Annotated in this window: 22 protein-coding genes; 10 read left to right on the top strand and 12 right to left on the bottom strand. The window is 62.7% G+C overall.

Annotated features, from left to right (window positions below; genetic code table 11):
• The first annotated feature begins 108 nt into the window (after positions 1 to 108).
• On the top strand, positions 109 to 372 hold the full coding sequence (locus tag JXQ94_RS00740; RefSeq protein WP_421921921.1) for a type II toxin-antitoxin system CcdA family antitoxin: 264 nt from the start codon (positions 109 to 111) through the stop codon (positions 370 to 372).
• The gene (locus JXQ94_RS00735) at positions 373 to 681 is read left to right on the top strand and encodes a CcdB family protein (RefSeq protein WP_421921920.1); all 309 of its coding nucleotides are present in this window, start codon (positions 373 to 375) and stop codon (positions 679 to 681) included.
• Between the two features lie 340 nt (positions 682 to 1,021).
• Here the strand turns inward: JXQ94_RS00735 and JXQ94_RS00730 are convergent, their stop codons facing one another.
• From JXQ94_RS00730 to JXQ94_RS00720, 3 genes are read right to left on the bottom strand one after another with little or no spacing between them, the layout of a single operon-like run.
• Entirely contained in the window at positions 1,022 to 1,231 is a 210-nt protein-coding gene (locus JXQ94_RS00730) for a hypothetical protein (protein WP_421921919.1), read from the bottom strand.
• A 4-nt stretch (positions 1,232 to 1,235) separates the two neighbouring features.
• Positions 1,236 to 2,225, bottom strand: a complete 990-nt coding sequence (locus JXQ94_RS00725; protein ID WP_421921918.1) for a peptidoglycan-binding protein — start codon at positions 2,223 to 2,225, stop codon at positions 1,236 to 1,238.
• A gap of 3 nt (positions 2,226 to 2,228) precedes the next feature.
• Complete coding sequence (locus JXQ94_RS00720) at positions 2,229 to 3,221, bottom strand: hypothetical protein (RefSeq protein WP_421921917.1); 993 nt, start codon at positions 3,219 to 3,221, stop codon at positions 2,229 to 2,231.
• A 248-nt stretch (positions 3,222 to 3,469) separates the two neighbouring features.
• Between JXQ94_RS00720 and JXQ94_RS00715 the strand changes: the two genes are divergently transcribed.
• A complete protein-coding gene (locus tag JXQ94_RS00715) occupies positions 3,470 to 4,078 on the top strand; it encodes an FMN-dependent NADH-azoreductase (RefSeq protein WP_421921916.1) in 609 nt (202 codons plus the stop codon).
• Positions 4,079 to 4,163: 85 nt separating this feature from the next.
• Here JXQ94_RS00715 and JXQ94_RS00710 read toward each other — a convergent pair whose 3' ends face one another.
• The 6 genes from JXQ94_RS00710 to thiE form a co-directional block, all read right to left on the bottom strand.
• Positions 4,164 to 4,598: a hypothetical protein gene (locus JXQ94_RS00710; RefSeq protein WP_421921915.1), complete on the bottom strand. Its 435-nt coding sequence runs from the start codon at positions 4,596 to 4,598 to the stop codon at positions 4,164 to 4,166.
• Between the two features lie 324 nt (positions 4,599 to 4,922).
• Positions 4,923 to 5,681 carry a methanethiol S-methyltransferase gene (gene mddA / locus JXQ94_RS00705; protein WP_421921914.1) on the bottom strand — a complete coding sequence of 253 codons (759 nt, stop codon included), beginning with the start codon at positions 5,679 to 5,681 and terminating at the stop codon, positions 4,923 to 4,925.
• Between the two features lie 137 nt (positions 5,682 to 5,818).
• The gene (locus JXQ94_RS00700) at positions 5,819 to 6,616 is read right to left on the bottom strand and encodes an inositol monophosphatase family protein (RefSeq protein WP_295695754.1); all 798 of its coding nucleotides are present in this window, start codon (positions 6,614 to 6,616) and stop codon (positions 5,819 to 5,821) included.
• Between the two features lie 4 nt (positions 6,617 to 6,620).
• A complete protein-coding gene (gene efp / locus JXQ94_RS00695; RefSeq protein ID WP_295695756.1) occupies positions 6,621 to 7,187 on the bottom strand; it encodes an elongation factor P in 567 nt (188 codons plus the stop codon).
• A 117-nt stretch (positions 7,188 to 7,304) separates the two neighbouring features.
• A complete protein-coding gene (locus JXQ94_RS00690; protein WP_421921913.1) occupies positions 7,305 to 8,498 on the bottom strand; it encodes a tetratricopeptide repeat protein in 1,194 nt (397 codons plus the stop codon).
• A gap of 101 nt (positions 8,499 to 8,599) precedes the next feature.
• Entirely contained in the window at positions 8,600 to 9,217 is a 618-nt protein-coding gene (thiE, locus tag JXQ94_RS00685) for a thiamine phosphate synthase (RefSeq protein WP_421921912.1), read from the bottom strand.
• Positions 9,218 to 9,384: 167 nt separating this feature from the next.
• Here thiE and JXQ94_RS00680 point away from each other — a divergent pair, with 167 nt between their 5' ends.
• The 3 genes from JXQ94_RS00680 (at position 9,385) to JXQ94_RS00670 (ending at position 11,545) form a co-directional block, all read left to right on the top strand.
• Positions 9,385 to 9,849: a peptidase S1 gene (locus tag JXQ94_RS00680; RefSeq protein ID WP_421921911.1), complete on the top strand. Its 465-nt coding sequence runs from the start codon at positions 9,385 to 9,387 to the stop codon at positions 9,847 to 9,849.
• Positions 9,850 to 9,991: 142 nt separating this feature from the next.
• On the top strand, positions 9,992 to 10,426 hold the full coding sequence (locus JXQ94_RS00675; protein ID WP_421921910.1) for a peptidase S1: 435 nt from the start codon (positions 9,992 to 9,994) through the stop codon (positions 10,424 to 10,426).
• Between the two features lie 234 nt (positions 10,427 to 10,660).
• Positions 10,661 to 11,545, top strand: a complete 885-nt coding sequence (locus tag JXQ94_RS00670) for a hypothetical protein (RefSeq protein ID WP_421921909.1) — start codon at positions 10,661 to 10,663, stop codon at positions 11,543 to 11,545.
• A gap of 86 nt (positions 11,546 to 11,631) precedes the next feature.
• Here JXQ94_RS00670 and JXQ94_RS00665 read toward each other — a convergent pair whose 3' ends face one another.
• The 3 genes from JXQ94_RS00665 to gap form a co-directional block, all read right to left on the bottom strand.
• Positions 11,632 to 12,669, bottom strand: a complete 1,038-nt coding sequence (locus JXQ94_RS00665; protein WP_421921908.1) for a class I fructose-bisphosphate aldolase — start codon at positions 12,667 to 12,669, stop codon at positions 11,632 to 11,634.
• Positions 12,670 to 12,858: 189 nt separating this feature from the next.
• The gene (locus JXQ94_RS00660) at positions 12,859 to 14,070 is read right to left on the bottom strand and encodes a phosphoglycerate kinase (RefSeq protein WP_421921907.1); all 1,212 of its coding nucleotides are present in this window, start codon (positions 14,068 to 14,070) and stop codon (positions 12,859 to 12,861) included.
• Positions 14,071 to 14,093: 23 nt separating this feature from the next.
• Positions 14,094 to 15,104, bottom strand: coding sequence for a type I glyceraldehyde-3-phosphate dehydrogenase (gap, locus tag JXQ94_RS00655; RefSeq protein WP_421921906.1), 1,011 nt, complete (start codon positions 15,102 to 15,104; stop codon positions 14,094 to 14,096).
• Positions 15,105 to 15,489: 385 nt separating this feature from the next.
• On the opposite strand from gap, the gene JXQ94_RS00650 reads away from it, so the two are divergent.
• Genes JXQ94_RS00650 through JXQ94_RS00635 form a run of 4 tightly spaced genes read left to right on the top strand, consistent with a single transcriptional unit; the run spans position 15,490 to position 19,272 of the window.
• Entirely contained in the window at positions 15,490 to 16,698 is a 1,209-nt protein-coding gene (locus JXQ94_RS00650; protein WP_421921905.1) for an NAD-dependent epimerase/dehydratase family protein, read from the top strand.
• Positions 16,699 to 16,724: 26 nt separating this feature from the next.
• Positions 16,725 to 17,093, top strand: a complete 369-nt coding sequence (locus JXQ94_RS00645) for a WxcM-like domain-containing protein (protein WP_421921904.1) — start codon at positions 16,725 to 16,727, stop codon at positions 17,091 to 17,093.
• Positions 17,093 to 18,079 carry a glycosyltransferase family 2 protein gene (locus JXQ94_RS00640; protein WP_421921903.1) on the top strand — a complete coding sequence of 329 codons (987 nt, stop codon included), beginning with the start codon at positions 17,093 to 17,095 and terminating at the stop codon, positions 18,077 to 18,079. Before JXQ94_RS00645 ends, JXQ94_RS00640 begins: the two co-directional genes overlap by 1 nt.
• Positions 18,034 to 19,272, top strand: a complete 1,239-nt coding sequence (locus JXQ94_RS00635) for an FAD-dependent oxidoreductase (protein ID WP_421921902.1) — start codon at positions 18,034 to 18,036, stop codon at positions 19,270 to 19,272. Before JXQ94_RS00640 ends, JXQ94_RS00635 begins: the two co-directional genes overlap by 46 nt.
• The last annotated feature ends 12 nt before the right edge of the window (positions 19,273 to 19,284 follow it).

Raw genomic sequence — 19,284 nt, 5'->3', positions numbered from 1 at the left:
TGCAGGCCGCCAAGGCAAGCGGGCTCTGGAGTCGGGTCGGCCGGATCGCAATTCGTGATTTGGGCCGGCGCTCATGTGTGTATATTCATACATACACTGGAGCCCGCCATGACCGACCGCAAATACCCCTCCGCCGAACGCCGCAAGCGCACCAATCTCACCGTCCGCGAGGACGTGATGGCCGAGGCCAAGGCGCTCGGTCTCAACACCTCCCGCGCCGCCGAAGCCGGCATCGAAGCGGCGATCCGCGAGGAAAAGGGCCGGCGCTGGCTGGAGGAGAACCGCGAGGGGATCAAGGCGTACAACGAGCGCTATGAACGCGAAGGGCCGCTGCTACCGCCACCCTGGTGGGCGCAACCGGCGGACGATTGAGTGGCCCGCTTCGATGTCCACCCGGTCACGGGCGACAGCGTCTCACTGGTTGTCGATGTCCAGGCAGACATGCTCAACGACCTGCCAAGCCGGATCGTTGTTCCTTTGATTCTGGTCACACGCCTCGAGCGTCCGATACTGGCGCGGCTTGAACCGATCATCACCGTTGACGGACACCGGCATGTCTTGGCGACCGCCGCTCTGGGCGTGATCTCTGCCAGAGCCCTCCAAGCACCCGTCGCAAACGTGGAAGCCCGCCATCGCGACGACATTGTGAGCGCACTCGACTTCCTGTTCCAGGGCTATTGAATGCGTCGGGACAGAGCAATGACGCCTAATGTGGCGAACGGGGCCATTCGCTTCGCTCGGCGCCATCGACCCGACGCTGCGCATCAGCCCACTTCCCCATGAAGTGGGGAAGAATAGAGGGAGCGCGCTCCCGTCAACACCCGCGCCCGGGCGCACACCCCGCCATAAATCACTTGCCGGGAGTTCGCCGCATCCGGGTCTTCAGCTCAAGGGTGAAACCCCAAAGCGGCGGCTGCGCCGCCCTTGACCTGAAGACCCGGATACGGCCCGCTGGCTGACAAGAGGATTATGGGTAAGTCTGGTCACGCCGCACAAAAGAGTCACCTGCCCTCGCCGACTATCAGGAACAGTTTGGTGCCGGCCCGGACGGGTCGCGCTCGTACTCGGCACGATCAGCATAGGTACACTCGCACTCCGCTGCGTCATAATTCCAACGACCACCGTGATCGAGACATCGATCAATCGGATCGGTTGGCAACGCAAACAACAATATGGCTCCGACCACCAGCATCGAGATGCCAATCAGGACACCTATCGCGATCCGCCGCATCCCCCTACCGCGCCGTCAGTTTCAACTCGATCCGCCGGTTGCGCGCATTCGCCTCTGCACTTCGCCCATCCACCATCGGATAGTGCTCGCCAAAGCCCGCCGCCACGAGGCGGTTGGAGGGGACGCCGAGGTCTTCCATCCAGTTGACCACCGAGATGGCGCGGGCCGCCGAGAGGTGCCAGTTGGACGGGTAGGTGGTGCGGATGGGGACGGGGTCGGTGTGGCCGTCAATGCGGATCACCCATTCCAGGTCGGACGGGATTTCATCGGTCAGCTGGATGATCGCGTCGGCGATCGGACGCAGGCTCTCGCGGCCCTCGTTGGACAGGGCGGCCGATCCCGACGGGAAGAGCACATCCGTTTCGAACACGAAACGATCGCCGACAATGCGCACGCCCGTGCGATTGCCAAGGATGGCGCGCAGGCGGCCGAAGAAGTCGGAGCGGTAAACAGCCAGCTCGGCAGCGCGTTCGGCCAGGGCGGCATTGAGGCGCTCGCCGAGATTGATGACCTGGGCCTCGGCTTCCTGGGCGCGTAGCTCGGAAGCGTCGAGGGCGGCATTGAGCGTGGCGATCTGGTCGCGCAGGGCCTGGATTTGCAGATTGAGCATCATCAGGGCGCGCTGGCTCTCCTCGGACAGCTCGCGTTCGGCATCGAGTTCGGCCTGAAGTGAAGCGGTCTGGGTACCTGCCATGGCCAGCGCACTGCTCAGCGCGTCGCGTTCGGTCTCCAGACCGGAGACGCGCAGTTCCAGCTCGGTGTTTTCTTCCTGGGTCAGAGCGAGCTCATCGGCCAGCCGGGCGAGCTGGGCGTTGAGGGCGGCAAGCTGTTCATCACGCCCTGTCAGGGCCCGTGACAGGGCAAACTGACCGGCGACGAAGATTGACAGCAGAAAGACGATGACCAGCAGCAGCGTGGCCAGGGCGTCAACAAAGCCCGGCCAGTGATCGCCATTATCGGCTTCCTGGAAACGCGCGAAACGCGGCGAGGCCATGGTCTATTCCCCTCCCCGCTCCCGCGATTGCAGGGCCCGGATCAGCACCCGGATCTCGTCGCGCAGCGCGCGCATGGCTTCTTCCTGACTGGCACGACTGTCTTCGGCAAAGCGCTGCAGCGTGGTGTCCATCTGCCGCGAATTGCGTTCCAGCGTGTGGGAAAGGCGGTCGAGTGTCTCGGCAGTCTGTTGCAGAAGCGCGCCGACATAAGCGGTCGACACCTCACCATCATCACCCGCGCTCGGACCGGCCGCCGCGAGCCGCGAGATCGAAGACAACCATTCCTCGATCTCGTTATAGAAGCGGTTCTGGGCGCGGCTGGCCTGCAAGTCGAGAAAACCGATGACCAAAGACCCGGCGAGACCGAAGAGCGAGGAGGCAAAGGCGGTACCCATGCCCTGGATCGGCTCTTCAATGGCCGACATCAGCCGCATCACATCCGCTTCGCCGCCGGTCGAGCTCTCGGTCACCGCGCTGACAGCGGCGCCCACGGCGCCCACGACATCAAGCAGGCCCCAGAAGGTGCCAAGCAGGCCGAGGAAAATCAGCAAGCGTCCGAAATATCGGGTAAAGGCCCCGGCTTCCGACATCCGCGCCCCAACCGAGTCGAGGACCGTACGCACCGAACCGGCAGAGAGCGAGACCCGGCCATCGGCCTGGGAGATCATCGAGGCCATGGGCGCGATCAGGGCGGGCGGCTTGGGCAGGCTGGCCGGATCCTCCGCAGAGCGGAAGCGGACCAGCCAGCTCGCGGCCGGACCGATCCCCAGCGCCTGGGCGAAAGTGTAGAGCACGCCGATCACCAGCACACCCAGAATTAGACCATTGATCGCCGGATTCGCCCGAAAGGCGGCTTCCAGTGGTTCGAACAGGAAGAGGCCCAAAGCCGCCACACCGGCCGTGAACACGGCCATCCAGATGATGTAGCGCCAAGGCCCGGTGAACCGGACGCTGGGTGCCTGGGAGATATCCTGATCGGAATTGAGAACGGGCATGCTGACCCCTCATTAAAGCCGCCGTCTTTCCTACCCTTCCGATTGGGACAATTTGGAGGCGAGGTCAAAGGGCAGGTGTGAACTAATCCGACCTATTCTCATGAAATCTCGACCACGCCATCCCGATTGCGTCCGGATTGGAAACAATAAGTCGCCAGCTGGCTGGTTACTCGGCGCCGGCATTATAGCCATTTTCCAATCATTGCTTTTAAGGGCCGCTGGCCCGCCGCACGATGATGGAGTTCCACATGACCCGGAATACACCCCGCAACATCCTTCGTATTGATGCCAGCATGCGCCGAGACGGATCCGTGACCCGTCAACTCGCCGACAATGTGATGGCCCGGCTCATCACCAACGAAATGGAGACCATCGTGGCCCGGCGGGATCTGGCCGAGAATCCGCCTGCCTTCATTGATGAAAGCTGGATCGGTGCCAACTTTACCGATGCGGATGCCCGAAGCGACGACCAGAAAGCCGTGCTGGCACGTTCGGACGCGCTGATTGCCGAGCTGAAGGCCGCCGACACGCTGGTCATTGCCACGCCGGTCTATAATTTCGGCATCCCGGCGGCGCTCAAGGCCTGGGTCGATATGGTCGCCCGCGCCCGTGTGACGTTCAAATACACCGAGAACGGCCCGGTCGGCCTGCTCGAAGGCAAGCGCGCGATCATCGTCACAGCCTCAGGCGGCACCAAGGTCGGCAGCGAGATTGACTTTGCCACGACCTATCTCACCCACGTGCTCGGTTTCATCGGCATCCATGACGTGGACATCATCGCCGCCGACCAGCTCGGCCAGGGCGCCGACGAAAAACTCGCCGCAGCCGGCGACGCGATCGAAGGTCTGGCCGCGTAATGGTGAGGAAACAGGTAGACTTGACGCACGGCCTGATCCGGTGACCGGATCAATGCCGTGGCGCGTCAATTCTACCAGACCCGGTCTATAGCGGCAAAAAAGCAACCGACAGGACGCCGCCATCGCCGAGTGTCGTGTCGAAGCGGGTTTCGCCGGCTGGCGACACGACAATCCCGCGGACCGTCGCCGTTTCCATCTCGCCGTTATCGTATTCCCAGACGCTCAGCACCGCATATGAACCGCCTTCCGGGCAGGACACGCCGGCGTCCGCGTCGCAAGGGGAAACCGTCAACGCATAACGCAGCCCCTCGCCCAGCGTGTCGCCAACGGACGTACGATCATCGAAATCAGCCTCGCCCTGGGACACGATCCGGCCGACGCCATCGTGGACGGCGACCTGGTAGGCCAGCCGCATGTCAGCCGCGGCTCCCGGGGCCAGCAGGCCGACCGTCAGGGCGGCCGCCACGGCAGCCGATGAGAGAAGGGCGCGCACGGGACGATGAAGAAGCTTGTTCAACATGGCAAAAATCCTTTGTCTGAGGGTCAATAGCGCAACGAACAGCCCCATCAGACGACGCAGAACAAAGCTCGCCGGTCTATTGACAGTCTGACAGGCGCTCAGAAAGGCGGATTTGTCCTCCTCGCTGACCCGCACTTCAACCGACACCGTCTTCTTCGGTTCACGTCGTCTAGACCTGTTGTTTCGCATGGCTCAGACCAAATGGTTGCTTTGCCCCCGGATTGTAACGCGTTTCATGTCCGGCTGAACGAATTTCGTGTCCGGACAATGCTGACAGCGGTCGGCGAGGCTCTGATGCACTCGCGGCTGAACCGCCCGGCAAACCTACTCCCCGGGCCCCCTGACCGGGCGGCTGCGGCCCAGCTTGGGGAAGAAGGCACCCGCCTCGTCGCGATAGTCCAGATACTCATCGCCAATCTCGGCGATCAGGTCCTTCTCCTCAAAACGATAGACTGCGACCACCATGTAGGCCGTGGTCACAATGGCGAAGAGGAGATGGCCCAGCGTCATCACCGGTGCTGCCCAGAAGGCAATCATGAAGCCGGTCATCATCGGGTGCCGCACCAGGCGGTAAAACAGGTGCTTGCGGAATGGAGCGCCCTTGAACGGACGCTGACGCAGATTGGCGTAGATCTGGCTCAGGCCGAACAGGTCGAAATGGCTGATCAGGAAGGTCGAGATCAGCACGATCAGCCAGCCGAGCCAGAACACGCCTTGTACAAGATAGGTCGCGGCGCCCTGCGGCACGGACCAGATCACGCCCGGCATGGGCTGCCAGAAGGCATAGATCAGCGCCAACGCGATCGAGGAAAGAAGCACGTAGATGGTGCGCTCCAGATAGGCGGGCACCAGTCGGGTCCAGGCCGACTTGAACGCCGGCCGCGCCATGACGCTGTGCTGGACCGCGAACACACTCAACAGGACCAGATTGACGATGGCCGCCATCGCGAACGGCCCGGCCGCGCCGGAATCGATGGTCTTCGGCACCAGTAAATTACCGACAAAACCGATCGAATAGAGGAATACTGCGAAGAAGAATGCGTAGACGGCTATGCCGAATACAAACCCGAAAGCCCGGCCCATACTGAGCCCCCCTGCCTTGCTGACGACCGAAACAGCACGTCATGATTGCAGGTTAGGCCAATTTCGTCGGAAAAGATGCCCCGCTGGCGATGCGATCTTATGACCGGACCGAAAGCGAGGATGGGTGCTTGAACAAGCTAGCCCGCAGCCTTCTTCAGGCGCTCGGTGATTTCCGCGAGGATGGGCTCGTTGCCCGCGGCGATATTGCCGGTTTCCAGAAGATTGTCCGCACCGTCAGCCTCGGCGACGAACCCGCCGGCTTCGCGGACCAGAATGATACCGGCCGCGATGTCCCAGGATTTCAGATTGCGTTCCCAGAAGCCGTCATAGCGGCCCGCAGCAACCCAGGCGAGATCGAGCGCGGCGGAGCCCATGCGCCGGATGCCGGCGCAATGCGGCATGATCTGGTGCAATTCCTTGAGGAAGCGGGCCTGACCCGGCCGGCCGATAAAGGGCGTGCCGGTGGAGATCACGGCTTCGTCGAAATGCTTGCGTTCGGCCACGCGCAGACGGCGATCCGCCAGCCAGGCACCTCTGCCCTTCTCGGCGTGGAACATTTCGTCGGTAGCCGGGTTGTAGATCACGCCGGCAACCAGCTCACCCTCACGCTCGAGCGCGATGGAGACGGCGAAATGCGGCATGCCATGCAGGAAGTTCAGTGTGCCGTCGAGCGGGTCGACAATCCAGCGGTGCGACTTGTCGCTGCCTTCAACAATCCCGCGCTCTTCCATCAGGAAGCCATAGCCCGGGCGGGCCTGACTCAGACGGTCAAAGATGATGTCCTCGGCCTTGTGATCCGCGACCGAGACGAAGTCCGCCGGTCCCTTGCGCGAAACCTGCAGGTGCTCAATGTCGCGGAAATCGCGGGTGAGCGACCGGCCGGCGCGCGCGGCAACATCGGTCATGACAGTGAGGAGCGGGGAAAGCGTACCCATGGTATCAGTCCGCCCGCTTCACATAGGAGCCGTCTTCAGTCGCGACGATGATCCGCTCACCAACGCCAACGAAGGGTGGAACGGAAGACCGCACACCATTGGACAGCGTTGCCGGCTTGTAGGAATTGGCCGCGGTCTGGCCTTTGACGACCGGCTCGGTATCGGCGATTTCCAGGGTCACGTGCTGGGGCAGGGAAATGCCGATCGGACGCTCCTCGTGGAATTCGACCACAACGGTCATACCATCGGTGAGGTAGGCTGCGCGCTCTTCACCGACGAAATCGGTTTGCAACTCGATCTGCTCATAGGTTTCGGCATCCATGAAGGTGAGCATGTCGTCACTGGCGAACAGGAAGGTGTGATCCTTCTGCTCCAGGCGCACTTTCTCGACCTTGTCGGCGGCGCGGAAACGTTCATTCAGCTTGCGGCCATCGAGCAAATTCTTCAGCTCGACCTGGGCAAAGGCCCCGCCCTTGCCCGGCTTGACGTGGTCCGTCTTGACCGCAACCCAGAGCGTGTCCTGGTGCATCAGCACATTGCCGGGGCGGATTTCGTTACCGTTGATTTTCATACGTCACCTGTTGCCGCCCGAAGACGGGTCATCTCTCGCGCCGACGCGCACGCGCGGCAAGGTGGCGCTCTCCTATCAGTGAGGACCGGGAACGGCAAGCGGCGCGGCACTTTCGGCTCAGCGCAACGCCTCGAACTCGGCCCGGATCCGCTGGCGGACATCCGGCGGCAACGCGCCTTCCAAAGCGGCTTCGAGCCGATCGCGCTGACTGTCATGGACGGGCGCACCCAGATAGTCGACCGAAGCGAGAAGGACCCAGCGATAGCCAAGCTCGAAGTCCTGGGTCACGCCTTCGCCGCGGTAAAGTGCGTAGGCATAGAGGAACTGGCTCTCGGCATCGCCACCGCGTGCACCGCGCGAGAACCAATAGGCGGCAAGTTCGATATCGGTCTCGCCACCACGACCCTGATACATCATCAGCCCGTACTGACCCTGGGCTGGCGCATAACCACTCTCCGCAGCGATGCGCAGCCAATCGCGGGCGGTGGCGTCATCCTGTTCGCCGCCTTCGCCATCGGCCGACATCAGGCCAACCTGGAATGCGGCCTCAGCCAGATTCTGATTGGCCGCGCGCTCATACCAGACGCGGGCACCGGCTGCATCACGCGCCCCGCCCTGCCCGGAATCCAGCAATTGAGCCAGCTGGTACATGCCCTCGGCGGAGCCTTGCTGGGCTGCACGCCCCGCCCATTCGCGCGCCGCGATGGCATCCTGGGGGACCGGCGAGTCGCGCAGCGCAATCGCATGAGCAACCATGGCCGGGATATGTCCGGCACGGGCGGCGCGTTCGAACCAGGGCTCGGGTCGCCCAAGCTCCAGCGAGGCGTCGCCCAGCGCAGCAAGCAGGCCGAGATTGTAAAGAGCCACCGGATCATCGCGGTCGGCGGCCCGGGTGAACCAGCGTGCTGCGGTCGACAGATCGACCGGCCCGCCTTCGCCATTGCGCGCCATGATGCCGGCCAGCAGGGCCGCATCGATAATGCCACCTGCTGCGGCGGTCTCGGCATAATTGCGGGCAGATGCCCAGTCTTCACCCACATAGGCGACCTGGGCGCGATACCAGGCAGCATCGGCACCTCCCAGTCCGGATGGGAGTTCAGCTGACTCAGCACCCATCCCGGCCTGGGCCGCATTCTGCACATCTTCCGGCAGCAGGATCAGCTCCTGGGGGAAGGTGGGTGCGACAATATCGGGGGTCACATCATCCTCGAGCGGCGGCGCGTCCTGGAGAGTGAGCGCTTCGGCAGAGGGCAGAGCCGGACCAAGGACGGCCAGCACGATGATGACGGGGAGTATATAACGCAGAACCATACCCTTCTAGAACGCCGGGAATGCGGCATCGTCAAGGCCGGGGCGCCTCAGCTGGGTGAAATGTAATCTGCCGGACCGGGCCGTGGCGGGCCTTGCCGGCGTCAACTCCCGCCAGTCAGGCTTCCAAAGGCTTTCACTCCCGCGGCGGGCCCATCCGGGTGAGACCAGACAGCGGACGAAACTGCCAGGAAGTCGGCACCGGCCTCGACGAGTGGCGCCGCATTCTCGGCCGTGATCCCGCCGATGGCGACGCAGGGCAACTCAAAAATCTCCACCCACCAGGCCAGAATGTCCGGTGTCGCCACATGTTCAGTCACCTTGGTCGGGGTCGGAAAGAAGGCGCCAAAGGCGACATAATCCGCTCCGGCTTCCCCGGCGACCATGGCGAAGTGACGGCTGTCATGGCAGGTCACCCCGACCGTTCGGCCCTTGCCCATGATCGCTCTGGCATCCTTCACCCGGCCATCGGACTGACCGATATGAACCCCGTCGCACCCGAGCGCGTCGGCCAGCTCCGGACTGTCATTGAGGATCACCGCGACACCACGCTCCTGCGCGGCCTTGATGAGCGGCGGCGCAAGACGGCGTATCGCCGCCTCGTCATGATCCTTCAGGCGGATCTGCAATGCGGAGACCGGTCCCGCATCCAGGGCCACTTCAAGTTTGGCGAGGAAGTGCTCATCAATGCGCGGCGGGGAAATCAGGTAAAGCTGGCTCATGCGGCGTCTTTTGGCAGCCCTGTCCGGCAAGGACAATGGCGCAGCGAAAAATCTAGATGAACATCACCCAATTGGGTCATTCATCTTCCTTTCATCGAGTTTATACAAGTGTGTCGCTGAACTCGGGCAAGTGTGTTGCCTGACAGTCTGTTCAAAGGGGAATTCTCATGTCCATCAAAACCATTCTCGCCGCCGGCATCGCCGCCGCTTCCTTCGCCGGCGTCGCCGCAGCCCAGGACTGGTCGCTGCAGCCGACCTTCGGCACCGTAAACCTGAATTCGGGTTTCCAGCCGGACCCTTATACCACCTCGATCACAGCCGGTGGCACCATCCAGGCGTCCAACCTGTCGCCGTCCTGCGCCGGCATGATCGCCAACGCTCCGGACTTCCGCCTGAACTTCAACGCCGGATCGCTTCCGCTTTACATCAGCGCTTACTCCAATGCCGACACCACGCTCGTGATCAACGGGCCGGACGGCTCCTGGTACTGCAATGATGACACGCACGGCCTGAACCCGTCCGTGGCGTGGGGCAGCCCGCAGTCCGGTCAGTACGACATCTGGATTGGCACCTACGGCACCAATTCCGACCTCGCTTCCTCGACGCTCCACATCTCCGAGCTCGGCGGCTAAGCCAATCGGTCATTGAAACCGGGCGTCAGCGCTCGACTGGCGGGACGCCCCGGATTTTCACCAGGCCTTTTTTCTACCCGGATCGACCCCGCTGCCTTCTTCAAGGCTGCGGGGTCGGTTTTCCATTTTCAAGAGAAGCACCATGTTCATGAAATCCGCGGCTACAGCCATCGTCGCAGCAGCCGCTTTCGCCGGCCTTGCCACGGCCCAGGACTACAGCCTCAGCCCGAACTTCGGCGAAGTGTCGCTGAGTGCCGGTTTCGCACCAGATCCGTACGGCGTTTCGATCGTCGCCGGCGGCAGTGTCAACGCCAGCAATGTCGGATGTGCCGGGTCCATTTCCAATGCCCCGGATGTCCGGCTTTACTGGTCTGGCGGCGCAGTCACCATCGGGGCTGAATCCGGGTCGGACACAACCCTCGTTATCAACGCGCCAGACGGCAGCTGGTATTGCGCTGACGATGTGAACGGCCTCGACCCTGCCATCCGCTTGTCTGGCTCTGGTCAGTACGACATCTGGGTCGGTGTGTACGGTGGCGGCACAGCCAACGCGGTCGTCTATTTCACCGAGTTCTGATCCCGCTTGAGTGACGCAGAGAGCGAAAACGGGGCCCGGCGGGCCCCGTTTTTTTGTATTGACCCGCGTCGCTGCCGATCCCGGATCAGCGGCGCTCGGTCCGACGCGGGACGCACCACCTCGTTGAGGGCATTGGGTTTCCGAAAGCTATGATGCTAGCCTGCGCACGGATGATGGGTCGAACGCATCACCGGCACCGGATCGCGCGACCGTCAGCCAACCAGGGGGAATTTCATGTTATCAAAGACACTATTAGCCACATCACTTGCCGTGATGGCCGGTGTAGCGACGGCAGGCTTGGCCGAAGGGCAGACCGCCGCGCGTGAACCCGTCTCCGGCACGCTAAGGCTCGACCCCTCACAAGGCCCCCAGCGATTCGACATGTCGATCTCGGCCGGCGGCGATATCGAGGCCGATGATCTCGGCCGCGATTGCGCAGGCGAAATCGCCGACGCCCCAAGCCTGCGACTGCACTATGGTTCAGGCGGCGATATGCTGCGGGTATTCGCCATGTCGAATACCGACACCTCGCTGGTCATCCAGACACCGTCAGGCGATTGGCTGTGCAATGACGACGCCATGGGCGGGCTGGACCCAATTCTCAGCCTCTCATCTCCACAAGAAGGTGAGTACAACATCTGGGTCGGACGGGTATCGTCATTCTGGGGAGGCGGGGATTCCGAGCCGGTCGAGCTGGGCATCCTCAACATTGATAGCAATGCCGAGATGCCACGATACCTTCCAACCTACGCCACCCTCCGGCTGACCTCCGGTTTCCAGCCCTCAGAACTTGACGTCAGAGCCCACGCCAATGGCGCGGTACGTCCGCCTGCCTGGGACAACCGATGCGGCGCGGTCTCGAGCGAAACACCGGCGCTGAACCTGGAGTTCGACGGGAATGGGTCAGGCCTGATGGTTCGTGCCAACGGCTCCGATGACCTGACCTTGATGGTCCGGACACCCAACGGCGATTTCGTGTGCAATGACGAACTGGAGGCCGCTGACTTCGTCGACCTCCCTTCAGCCCTGTCCGGTGCCTACACGATCTGGGTCGGCCCCCAGGTCGATCGCGCCCGCTCGGCACTGATCCCGGTCAGCCTGACGCTGACGGCAAACTGACCCATCCTGTCCAAGCAGACATGAAAAGCCCCGGACAGCGCTGAGCTGTGCGGGGCTTCATTGAGAGCGAGATGGCCAGTTCAGTCCTAGGCCGTCTCTTTTTCCATTTCCGGCGTGTACTCGCCCAGCGAGGCGAGGCCGTTCATCCGGGCGCGGTGGTTGAAGGCGGCTTGGGCGGCTTCGTAGTTCGACGCATTGCCGGCCCAGGCCTGAAGCGGGGCGGCCTGCAGGGCACGGCCATAGGAGAAGGTCAGCGGCCAGGGCAGGTCATAGGCCTCATTCATGATCGAGAGGTGCTCGGTGGCTTCCTCATCGGTCTGACCGCCAGACAGGAAGGCAATGCCCGGCACGGCGGCCGGCACGCAATTGGCCAGGCACTGGACAGTCATGTCCGCCACTTCCTCGGCCGAGGCGCGATCGGCATTCTTGGTGCCGGAGATAACCATATTCGGCTTCAGGATCGTCCCTTCCAGCATGACACCCTGGTCAAACAGCTCGCGGTAGAGAGTCTTGAGCGCGAATTCGGTGACTTCATAGCAGCGCTCAATTGAATGATCGCCATCCATGATGACTTCCGGCTCGACGATCGGAACGATATTGGCCTCCTGGCACAGGGCCGCATAGCGGGCCAGGGCGTGCATATTGGTATTGATGCAGTACTGGCTCGGCACGCTTTCATCGCCGTTGTCACCGATATTGACCACGGCACGCCATTTGGCAAAGCGGGCGCCCAGATCGTAATAATCTGCAAGGCGGTCACGCAGGCCGTCGAGTCCCTCGGTGATTGTCTCACCTTCCGCACCGGCAAGCGGCTTGGCGCCCATATCGACCTTGATGCCCGGGATGGAGCCGGCATCGGTGATCAGCTTGGTCAGTGCGGTGCCATCCTTGGCGCTCTGGCGGATGGTCTCATCATAGAGGATGACGCCGGAGATGTGCTTGCTCATGGCCGGTTCGGTGCGGAAGAGCATGTCACGCCAGTCACGGCGATTATCCGGCGTATTGTCCAGGCCGATCGAGGCAAAGCGCTTGCCGATCGTGCCAGTCGACTCGTCAGCCGCCAGAAGACCCTTGCCCGGAGCCACCATGGCGCAGGCGATTTCGTTGAGTTGATCGAGATCCATCAGGATACCCCCAGCTGTTCATGCATGTTGCGGCAGGCGCCCGCCTGCCCGTTCCGATTATCGCCCTTTTACCCCGGGGCGAAGCGATTTCCCACCGGGCGTACGCGGATTTTCGCGCATTTCCGACATTCCATGTTAGCGATACCATGAAGCTCAGGGACTGTCATCCCGGTCCGGCATGGCGCCAGGTCAGGCCACCAGTTCGGCATCACCCATGACCGCCGCGACGCCCGGAAGCGTCTTGCCTTCCATCCACTCCAGGAAAGCACCGCCGGCCGTCGAGATAAAGGTGAAATCGTCGGCGACACCGGCCTGGTTAAGCGCCGCGACCGTATCACCGCCACCGGCAACCGCGATCAGGTCGCCCTGGGCTGCTGCGCGCGCCGCGTGGCGGGCGGCCTCAACGGTAGCCGTGTCAAAGGGAGGCGTTTCAAAGGCGCCGAGTGGGCCATTCCAGATCAAGGTTTTCGCCTTGTCGATCGCCTGACCCAGCGCGACCACGGTGGCCGGTCCGCAATCGAGGATCATTTCAGTCTCGGCGACATCGGTCGCGGCGGCCAGACGGGTCTCCGGATTGGGCTTGAATTCCTTCGCCAGCACGACATCGCTCGGCAGCATGAGCTTGCAACCACTTTCCTCGGCGGCGGCCAGAATGGCTCGCGCGGTGTCCACGAGGTCCTTCTCGCACAGGCTGGCGCCGACCTGGATGCCGTGGGCGTAAAGGAGCGTATTGGCCATGCCGCCGCCGACGAAAAGCGTGTCGACCTTCTTCACCAGGTTCTGCAGGAGATCAATCTTGGTTGAAACCTTGGCCCCGCCGACGAGGGCGATCACCGGACGCTCCGGGCTTTCCAGGGCCGCAACCAGATGGTCGATCTCGCGCTGCAGGGCCAGACCGGCATAGGCGGGCAAATGACGGGTTACGCCTTCAGTCGAGGCATGGGCGCGGTGCGCGGCGGAGAAGGCATCATTCACATAGATGTCACCGAGCGCTGCGAGGGCCTTGGCAAAGCCGGCCTCATTCTTCTCTTCGCCCGGCTCATAGCGCGTATTCTGCAACAGCAGGACATCGCCATCGGCCAGGCCGGCCACGGCAGCGGCGGCGTCGTCACCCGCGACATCATCCACAAAGCTGAGCTCGGCGCCCATCAGGTCCGCCAGGGGCTGGCAGACCGGCTCCAGCGACATCTCGGCGACGCGCTGCCCCTTGGGGCGGCCGAAATGGGCCATCAGGATTACCTTCGCACCGCGCTCGACGAGATGGTCGATGGTTGGCAGGGCAGATTCCAGACGCGTTGCGTCTGTAACCTGCCCGTCCTTCATCGGCACGTTGAAATCGACACGGACAAGCACACGCTTGCCAGCGACGTCGGCATCCTGAATGCGGCGGATCTCGGTCATGGCGAAGCCTTTCAACGCTGGAACTACAGGAATTTGCCCATGGCCACGGTCGTATCGACCATGCGGCAGGCAAAGCCCCACTCATTGTCATACCAGGTCATGACCCGGGCCAGGCGCTCGTCGATGACCTTGATCTTGTCCAGCGCCACGATCGAGGACCGGCTGTCATGGTTATAGTCGATCGAGACCAGCGGCAGGGTGTCATAGCCCAGAACGCCCTTCATCGGACCGTCGGCGGCGGCGCGGACGGCGGCGGCCAGCTCTTCCGCCGTGGTGGCGCGGCCCGGCGTGAAGACCAGGTCGATCAGCGACACATTCGGTGTCGGCACGCGCACGGCGGCGCCGTCGAGCTTGCCGACCAGTTCCGGCAGGACCAGACCGACAGCCTTGGCAGCGCCGGTCGAGGTCGGAACCATCGACATGGCAGCGGCGCGGGCGCGGTGCAGATCCTTGTGATTGCGGTCCAGCGTCGGCTGGTCGCCCGTGTAGGCGTGGATGGTGGTCATGTGACCACGCTCGATGCCGACCGCGTCATTGAGCACCTTGGCGACCGGGGCCAGGCCATTGGTCGTGCACGAAGCGTTGGAGACGATGATGTCGTCGGCGGTCAGCTGGTCATGATTGACGCCATAGACGATGGTCTTGTCGGCATTCTTGGCCGGCGCGGAGCACAGCACGCGTTTGGCGCCCGCCTCGATATGGGCCATCGAGGCCTCTTTCGAGTTGAAGGCTCCGGTGCATTCCATGACAATGTCGACACCCATATCGCCCCAGGGCAATTGCGCCGGATTGCGATTGGAGACCTTCTGGATCTTGCCGAAGCCGGCATCGATCCAGTCATCACCGACCTTGATCTCGCCGGGATAGCGACCGTGCACACTGTCATAGGTCAGGAGGTGGGCATTGGTTTCGGGGGTGGAGCTGTCATTGATCGCAACGATCTCGACTTCGTCCCAGCGCTTGCTCTCAAGAACCGCGCGCAACGCCAGACGGCCGATACGACCAAAACCGGTAATCGCAACCCGAAGGGCCATACTCATCTCTCCATGTCAGAACACCGGACCGGGGGACGTCCGGAGGAAGTTGGCGCGGATTTAGCGACCTTTGAGGTGCTAGTCCACCAATGCTGTGCGGGAATCCGTCGGAGACGGAATTTTTCCCAATTCAGGGCGCTGCAGTCGTTTAACCCCAATTTGCGCAATGCCTCGCAATTTTGATGCCGAGAAAGCGGTCTTTTCGCACCAATCCTCAATGATACCGTTACCGGTTGCACCATGCCGCTCCGCGCCTGAGGGCCTCATTGCCGGTCCCGGCTGCATTTGGGTGCAACAGTCCCCAACGCAGGCGACCTCTTGCCATGCCCGCGCGCCACTGCGAGAACAAAAAGTCTAGGGATCTAACGTCGAGGGCAGACGTCGCATGAAAGTAATCGTTCTGGGCGGAGACGGCTTCTGTGGATGGCCGACCGCGCTTCACCTCTCCAATCTCGGCCATGACGTCGTCATCGTCGACAATCTTTCGCGCCGCAAGATCGATATCGAGCTGGAGGTCGAGAGTCTGACTCCGATCCGGCCCATGTCGGAGCGCCTGGCTGCGTGGAAAGAGGTGTCGGGTCGCGACATCGCCTTCGTGAACATGAATATCGGCAAGGACTATCAGGAACTGGTCGATCTCATCGAGGCCGAGCAACCCGACACGATCGTCCATTTCGCTGAACAGCGCGCGGCGCCCTACTCGATGAAATCGGCCCGCCACAAGCGCTATACGGTCGACAATAATCTCAACGCCACGAATGACGTGCTCGCCGCCATCGTCGAGAGCGAGCGTGACATCCACCTCGTCCATCTCGGCACGATGGGCGTTTATGGCTACGGCACCGCGGGCATGAAAATTCCCGAGGGCTATCTCAAGGTGAAGATCGAAACGGATGAGGGCCTGAAGGATCAGGAAATCCTCTATCCGGCCAATCCGGGCTCGATCTATCACATGACCAAGACCCAGGATCAGCTCTTCTTCCATTTCTACAACAAGAACGACAAGGTGAAGATCACCGACCTTCACCAGGGCATCGTCTGGGGTACGCAGACGGAGGAAACAAAGCGCGATGAACGCCTGATCAACCGTTTCGACTATGACGGCGATTACGGCACCGTGCTCAACCGCTTCCTGATGCAAGCCGCCGTGAACTATCCGATGACCGTGCATGGCACAGGCGGTCAGACGCGCGCCTTCATCCACATCCAGGACACCGTGCGCTGCATCCAGCTGGCGGTCGAGAACCCGCCCAAGGCTGGCGACAAGGTCCACATCCTCAACCAGATGACCGAGACCCACCGGGTCCGCGATCTGGCCAAGATGATTTGCGATCTGGCCGGTGCAGAGATGCAGCTGGTCCCCAATCCGCGCAATGAGGCGGACGAAAACGATCTGCATGTCGAGAACGACACCTTCCTCCAGCTCGGTCTCAAACCGACCACGCTGGCCGATGGCCTGATGGAAGAAGTCACCGACATCGCCCGCAAATACGCGGACCGCTGCGATCACTCGAAAATCCCGTGCATCTCCTATTGGGGCAAGGGACGGGAAGATGCGGCCAGCGCCAAGCCGACTGGAACTGCAGCCGAGTAGTCGATGCAGGAGGTCTGGAACCTGCGATGGAAGCGACACGCATCAGCGAGGCCAATGGCCGATTGCAGGCATTTGACCTGGGCCAGCTTCCCTTCATCGCCGCCCGGGTCTTTCTGGTGGATTCGGTCCCGGTCGGCAGCGAACGCGGCGGGCACGGGCACCGTACCGGTCATCAATGGTTGCAAGTCACCCGGGGGCGCGTCGCTATTCGCGTGCTCGGACCGGACGGGGAAACCCGCTCAGAATTGCACGCGGGCGGTCCGGGTTTTCACCTGCGCCCCAACGTCATTGCCTGGCAGCGGTATTTGGAACCGGGTACTCAATTGCTGGTTTTCGCCAGCAATCCCTACGACCCGGAAGACTATCTGTCCGAGGCCCCAGAGGCGCAGATGTGATGGGCGCGCGTCCCACCGTCTCGATCTGCATTCCGACCTGGCAGGGCGAGGATGTCCTCGGAAATGCCATTGATTGCGCCTTGGCCCAAACCGTCACCGACAGCGAAATCATCATCGCGGTGGACGGAAGCACGGATGGCACTCGACAACTTGCCGAGTCCCGTGCCCGAGCGGAGCCACGCATCCGCGTGATCGCGCAACCGCATCGCGTGGGCTGGTCGCGCAATGTCAATGCGGCACTGGCCGCAGTCGAGGGCGAGCACTTCTTTCTCTATCCGCATGATGACACCATCACGCCGGATTATGTGGAGCGGTTGCTGGCGGTCCTCGACGCCAACCCGGACGCTGGCAGCGCCTGCGGTGCCGTCCGCCTGAGACTGCCCGATGGGCGTGAAAGCCTCACAACCGGCGAGAGTTTCAACGAGCGCCCGGTCGGCCGCATGCGGCGCTTTCTCATCGGCGATGACCGCGGCGCCGTTCTGCGGGCGTTGACGCATCGCCGCCTGCTGACCAACAGGCTTCGCTTGGCTGAGGGGTCGCTTTCGGGCTTCCGGGCGCATCTGGCATATGTCTTTGAACTCATCGCCGCGGCGCCCTGCATCCAACTGCCGGACGAGCTCTATATCCGTGATGCGATGCGGCCGAGCGGCTTGGTCAAGACCTGGGTCGATCTGGGTGCGGACACGGTCGTCGGGGACCTCTCAAAAGTCGCGGCATCCCTGTTGGCGACCATCACCGCGCACGCCCCCAAGCGGGCGCGCGAACACCTCGCAACGCTCGTATTGATCGACGTGACCGAGCGGATGCACCAGGCTTTCAAGAGCCTGAATCTCGGTGCGCCGCCGGCGATCAAGCATCTCCATCCGGACTTCAATGCCAATGCGGTTGAAGCCCGGATCGCATCTTTGCCGGACGGGTGGGCGTCCAGGGCGGCGGCCAAATGGCGAAAGGCAAAACGCCTGGCCGAAAGCGCGGCGAGGTCATGACCGCGTCGGCCCCGATCGCCATTCTCGGTGGCGGCATCATGGGCTGCCTGCTGGCCCTGTCGCTTGCCCGACGCGGGCGCACCTCAATTCTTCTCGAACGCGATCACGCCCTGCTCAACGGTGCCAGTCGATGGAATGAGGGCAAGATTCATCTCGGCTATCTGTATGCGGCCTCGGGATCGCTCGACACGGCCCGCCGCATCCTGCCCGGCGGGCTCCAATTCCGCTCCCTGATCGAACGTTGCCTGGACCATGATATCGGCGCGTGGATCACACCGGGCGTCGACCATTACCTGCTCCACCCCGACAGCCTTGTAGACGCGGCCCAGACCGATCGGTATTTCCGCAAGGTGGATGCCTTGCTGGCAGAGGCTTGCGGCCCGCAGTCCGGTACTCCGCCGCCACGCTCGAACCGTCTCGACCCGGCTGACCTCGCCGATTGGGCTCCGGGCCTCGCCCGGTCTGGCGGGTGGCAGATACCGGAATACTCGGTCGACACGCGCGCGCTCGCCGATGCGCTGAGCGCCCGCATCCTTGGCGAACCACATATCGAGGTGCGCTGCGACAGCGAGATTCTTGCCGTCGAGCCGGCCGGGACCGACACCTTCCGGATCAAGCTGGCCAACCAGGCGCCCGTGATCGCCGGCACTGTGTGCAATGCGCTCTGGGCCGGGCGCCCGGCCATCGATCAATCCTGCCTGGGGCAAGCCGATGCGCAACCGCATCACCGCTACCGCGTCTCGGCCTTCATCGACGGGGCCGCCACCACAACCCACCCCTCTGCCGTCCTGGGCTTTGGGGCATTCGGCGATGTAAAATCCTACGGCGCCGGTCGCTTCTACGCCTCCTGGTATCCCGCCGGCCTGCTGGCGGAGGGCCCGGACCTCACGCCGCCACCGCTCACCGCATTGACGCCACAGGCCCGGGACAAGATCCGGGACGGTATACGCGAAGGACTGACGCGGCACCTGCCACAAGCTGACAGGATTTTCGAGACCGCAGAGGCGGTCCGGATCGAAGGTGGATGGGTCTATGCCCGTGGTCGCGGCCAAATCAGTGAACGCGGCGCAAGCCTCCACAAGCGGGACAAATGGGGCGTTCTTCGGTCCGGCAATTACCTGTCGATCGACACGGGAAAATACTCGGTAGCGCCCTGGATGGCCGAACAACTCGCCGCAAGCCTGACCGACTAGCGGAAACGGCGC

This window comes from Maricaulis maris, from assembly GCF_049116555.1.
GTDB classification, from domain to species: domain Bacteria; phylum Pseudomonadota; class Alphaproteobacteria; order Caulobacterales; family Maricaulaceae; genus Maricaulis; species Maricaulis maris_C.
Note: the sequence above shows the minus strand (reverse complement) of the source record. Positions and strands in the feature narration are given on the sequence as shown.